General features: G+C 68.7%; 4 protein-coding genes. All 4 read left to right on the top strand.

The genetic code is table 11. From position 1 onward, the window contains the following. Nucleotides 1-1141 (top strand): UDP-N-acetylmuramoyl-tripeptide--D-alanyl-D-alanine ligase (locus VJV41_RS16805; protein WP_325335674.1); only part of this gene is annotated, 1141 nt, incomplete at its 5' end. Next, a complete protein-coding gene (mraY, locus tag VJV41_RS16800; protein ID WP_325335672.1) occupies nt 1138-2217 on the top strand; it encodes a phospho-N-acetylmuramoyl-pentapeptide-transferase in 1080 nt (359 codons plus the stop codon). The genes VJV41_RS16805 and mraY, both read left to right, overlap by 4 nt. 1 nt (nt 2218) lies before the next feature. Next, nucleotides 2219-3667 carry a UDP-N-acetylmuramoyl-L-alanine--D-glutamate ligase gene (gene murD, locus VJV41_RS16795; RefSeq protein WP_325335670.1) on the top strand — a complete coding sequence of 483 codons (1449 nt, stop codon included), beginning with the start codon at nt 2219-2221 and terminating at the stop codon, nt 3665-3667. Between the two features lie 13 nt (nt 3668-3680). Next, on the top strand, nt 3681-4981 hold a 1301-nt coding region (gene ftsW / locus VJV41_RS16790; RefSeq protein WP_414684979.1), incomplete at its 3' end, for a putative lipid II flippase FtsW.

Below are 4981 nucleotides of genomic sequence, written 5' to 3'. Positions count from 1 at the left end.
CGAGCTGGTGGCGGGCGGGCTGACCGTCGTCGGCATCACCGGCTCGTCGGGCAAGACGTCGACAAAGGATCTGCTCGCCGCCGTATTGGCGCCCTTGGGAACGGTTGTCGCGCCGCCCGGTTCGTTCAACAACGAACTCGGCCACCCGTGGACCGTGCTGCGCGCGACCGAAGCCACCGATTACCTCGTCCTCGAGATGTCGGCTCGTCATCCCGGCAACATCGCCGCACTCGCCACGATCGCGCCGCCCTCGATCGCGGTGGTGCTCAACGTGGGCACGGCCCACCTAGGCGAGTTCGGTTCGCGCGAGGCGATCGCGGCGACGAAAGCTGAACTGCCCCAGACTGTTCCGTCGTCCGGGGTGGTGATCCTCAACGCCGACGACACCGCGGTGGCCGCGATGGCCGCCCAAACGTCGGCGCGCGTCGTGAGGGTGAGCCGCAACCCAGGTGCAGACATCTGGGCCGGCCCGGTGACACTCGACGCGCTGGCCAGGCCGCGCTTCGCGCTGCACACGGTGGGTGGCGGGGTCGACAGGCAAGTAGAGATAGCGCTCGCCGTGCACGGCGACCACCAGGTGTCCAATGCGCTGTGCGCGGCCGCCGTCGCACTCGAATGCGGAGCCAGCCTCGAGCAGGTGGCCACCGCGCTGGCCGGGGCGGGCCCGGTCTCCAAGCACCGCATGCAGGTCGCGACCCGCGACGACGGCGTCACGATCATCAACGACGCCTACAACGCCAACCCGGACTCCATGCGGGCCGGCCTGCAGGCACTCGCGTGGATGGCCCGCGAAGGCGGACAAAAGCGGCGCAGCTGGGCGGTGCTGGGCGAGATGGCCGAGCTCGGCGACGACGCGATATCGGAGCACGACCGCATCGGCCGGTTGGCGGTGCGATTAGATGTGTCTCGACTCGTCGTCGTTGGAACTGGGAGGTCTATGAGCGCCATGCACCACGGGGCGGTCATGGAGGGGTCGTGGGGGGCCGAGGCGGCCATCGTCCCCGACGCCGACGCCGCGCTGGCATTTCTGCGGTCCGAGCTGGAGCCAACAGATGTGGTGCTGGTGAAAGCCTCGAACGCCGCCGGGCTCGGTGCGCTGGCCGACGCGCTGCTGGATGACAGCCGGGAAACCCGCCGATGAGGCAAATCCTCATCGCCGTCGGCATCGCGCTGACGGTCTCGATCCTGCTCACGCCGGTCCTGATCCGGCTGTTCACCCGCCAGGGCTTCGGTCACGAGATCCGCGAGGACGGGCCCCCGAGCCATCACAAGAAGCGCGGCACCCCGTCGATGGGCGGCGTCGCGATCGTGGCGGGCATCTGGGCCGGATACCTGGGCACGCAGCTGATCGGCGTGGTGATGGACGGTAAAGGACCGTCGGCATCGGGCTGGATCGTGCTCGGCCTGGCCACCGCGCTTGGCACGGTCGGGTTCGTCGACGACCTGATCAAGATCCGGCGCGCACGCAATCTCGGGCTGAACAAGACCGCCAAGACCGTCGGCATCCTTGCGGCCGCGGTGCTCTTCGGCGTGCTGGCGCTGCAGTTCCGCAACGCCGACGGGCTGACACCGGCCAGCGCCGAGCTGTCGTATGTCCGCGAGATCGCCACGGTGACCCTGGCGCCGGCCATCTTCGTGCTGTTCTGCGTGGTCATCGTCAGCGCCTGGTCGAACGCGGTGAATTTCACCGACGGTCTGGATGGACTGGCGGCCGGGGCGATGGCGATGGTCTGCGCGGCGTACGTGCTGATCACGTTCTGGCAGTTCCGCAACGCCTGCGCGACCAGCCCCGGGCTTGGCTGCTACAACGTGCGCGATCCGCTGGACCTGGCGATCATCGCTGCGGCCACCGCGGGAGCGTGCATCGGCTTTCTGTGGTGGAACGCCGCGCCGGCCAAGATCTTCATGGGTGATACCGGTTCGCTCGCACTTGGCGGCATCATCGCCGGCCTGTCGATCGCGAGCCGCACCGAGATGCTCGCGGTGGTGCTCGGTTCGTTGTTCGTCGCCGAGGTCACCTCGGTGGTGGTGCAGATCATGGCCTTCCGGACCACCGGGCGCCGAGTGTTCCGGATGGCGCCGTTTCACCACCACTTCGAATTGGTCGGCTGGGCCGAAACGACGGTCATCATTCGCTTCTGGTTGCTCACCGCGATCGCGTGCGGCCTCGGGGTGGCGCTGTTCTACAGCGAGTGGCTGACCACCGTCGGGGCTTGACGTGACCGACCTCGCGCCGCTCGCCGCCGGGGCCCGGGTGTTGGTCACCGGCGCAGGCATCACGGGCCGCTCCGTCAGCGCTGTGCTCGAGCCGATGGGCGTCCGGCTGACGATCTGTGACGACGACCCCAGAGCGCTTCAGATGCTGATCACGCCTGCGTCGGTGGTCACCACCGACGCCGCCGTGGCGAACATCGCGGACTACGCGCTCGTCGTCACCAGTCCCGGTTTCGCCCCGACCGCGCCGGTGCTGGCCGCTGCGGCCGCTCACGGCGTCCCGATCTGGGGAGATGTCGAGCTGGCGTGGCGGCTGGATCAGGCGGGCTGGTTCGGGCCGCCGCGGCGCTGGCTGGTGGTCACGGGCACCAACGGCAAGACGACGACGACCTCGATGCTGCACGCGATGCTGGTGGCCGCCGGTATGCGCGCGGTGCTGTGCGGCAACATCGGCAATCCGGTGCTCGACGTGCTCGCTGAACCGTCCGACCTGCTGGCGGTGGAACTGTCGAGTTTCCAGTTGCACTGGGCGCCGTCGTTGCGTCCCGATGCCGGTGTGGTGCTCAACGTCGCCGAGGATCACCTCGATTGGCATGGCTCGATGGAGGCCTACGCCCGCGACAAGGCCCGCGTGCTCGACGGCCGGGTGGCCGTCGCCGGGCTAGACGACGCGATCGCGGCCGGGCTGCTGCAGACGGCGGCCGCGCCGGTACGAGTCGGCTTCCGGCTCGGCGGGCCGGAAGCCGGCGAGCTCGGCGTGCGCGACGGCATGCTGGTCGACAACGCGTTCGCAAACGACCTGGCGCTGGCCCAGACGGCGACGATCCCGGTTGCAGGTCCCGTCGGGGTACTCGACGCGCTGGCCGCGGCCGCGCTGGCCCGTGCGGCTGGCGCGCCACCCGAGGCGATCGCCGAAGCGCTCGCCACGTTTCAGGTGGGCAGGCACCGAGCCGAGGTGGTGGCTGTCGTAGACGGCGTGACGTACGTCGACGACTCCAAGGCCACCAACCCTCATGCAGCGCAGGCATCGATCGCTGCCTACCCGCGTGTGGTGTGGATCGCCGGGGGCCTGCTCAAGGGCGCTTCGGTTGCCGAAATGGTCACCGCGATCGCAAATCGCCTGGTGGGAGCCGTGCTGATTGGCCGCGACCGGGCGCTGGTGCGCGATGCGTTATCGCGACACGCCCCGGATGTCCCCGTCGTCGAGGTTGTGACGGGGGAGGATTCTGGGGTGTTTGGGAAAACTGAGGCGAGTGTGACTCGAGTGATCGATCCGCCCGTGGGCTCCGTCGGTGACGCGGTGATGACGGCCGTCGTCGAGGCCGCGCGCGACCTGTCCAGCCCGGGCGACACCGTGCTGCTGGCTCCGGCCGGCGCGTCCTTCGACCAGTTCAGCGGCTACGGCCATCGCGGCGATGCATTCGCCTCGGCCGTGCACGCCGCGACCCGGTAGACCCGTGAGCAACATCCTGACCCGGTTACGACACCGGAGAACCAGTGCGGCCGGGGATGCCACGCCCAGCGCCGACCAGACCGCCGAGAACCGCGGCCCACGCACCCGGTTCGGCGCATGGCTGGGCCGGCCGATGACGTCGTTTCACCTCATCATCGCCATCACGGCGCTGCTGGTCACGCTGGGGCTGATCATGGTGCTGTCCGCCTCGGGTGTGCATTCGTATGACGAGGACGGTTCCCCGTGGGCGATCTTCGGCAGGCAGGTGCTGTGGACGATCGTCGGGCTGACGGTGTTCTACGTCGCGCTACGGATGCCGGTGCAGCTGATGCGCAGCCTGGCCTTCACCGGTTTCGCGCTCACGATCGTGATGCTGGTCCTGGTATTGATTCCCGGAATCGGCAAGGAAGCCAACGGATCCCGCGGCTGGTTCGTGATCGCGGGATTCTCCATGCAACCCTCGGAACTGGCGAAGATCGCGTTCGCGATCTGGGGTGCGCACCTGCTGGCCGCGCGTCGGCTCGAGCGGGCGTCGCTGCGTGAGATGTTGATCCCGCTAGTGCCGGCCGCCGTTGTCGCGCTGGCGTTGATCGTCGCGCAGCCCGACCTCGGGCAGACAGTGTCGCTGGGCATCATCCTGCTCGGCCTGCTGTGGTACGCCGGCCTGCCGCTGCGGGTGTTCGCCAGCTCACTGCTGGCGGTCATGGTGTCGGCGGCCGTGCTGGCGGTGTCCGAGGGCTATCGGTCGGACCGCGTGCAGTCCTGGCTCAATCCCGGCGCGGACGCCCAAGGCTCGGGCTATCAGGCCCGCCAGGCCAAGTTCGCGCTGGCCAACGGCGGCGTGTTCGGCGACGGGCTTGGGCAGGGCACCGCCAAGTGGAACTATCTGCCCAACGCCCACAACGACTTCATCTTCGCGATCATCGGTGAGGAACTCGGCTTCGTCGGCGCGATCGGCATGTTGATCCTGTTCGGGCTGTTCGCCTATACGGGCATGCGCATCGCGCGGCGTTCGGCCGACCCCTTCTTGCGGCTGCTGACCGCCACCGCGACTCTGTGGGTCATGGGCCAGGTGTTCATCAACGTCGGCTACGTCGTCGGTCTGCTTCCGGTCACCGGTCTGCAGCTGCCGCTGATATCGGCTGGTGGAACATCAACGGCGACAACACTTTTGATCATCGGCATTATGGCAAACGCGGCCCGGCACGAGCCCGAGGCGGTGGCCGCGCTGCGGGCCGGCCGCGATGACCGGGTGAACCGCCTACTGCGCCTCCCGCTGCCCGCGCCGTACGTGCCGACCCGTATCGAAGCGGT

Source organism: Mycobacterium sp., from assembly GCF_035274705.1.
In the GTDB taxonomy this organism is placed as follows: domain Bacteria; phylum Actinomycetota; class Actinomycetes; order Mycobacteriales; family Mycobacteriaceae; genus Mycobacterium.
This window is presented reverse-complemented; position numbering and strand designations above follow the sequence as displayed.

Bases quoted from the DNA above. Each gene is read 5' to 3' on its own strand.
- mraY (WP_325335672.1), top strand. From the start codon at position 1,138: ATGAGGCAAATCCTCATCGCCGTCGGCATCGCGCTGACGGTCTCGATC.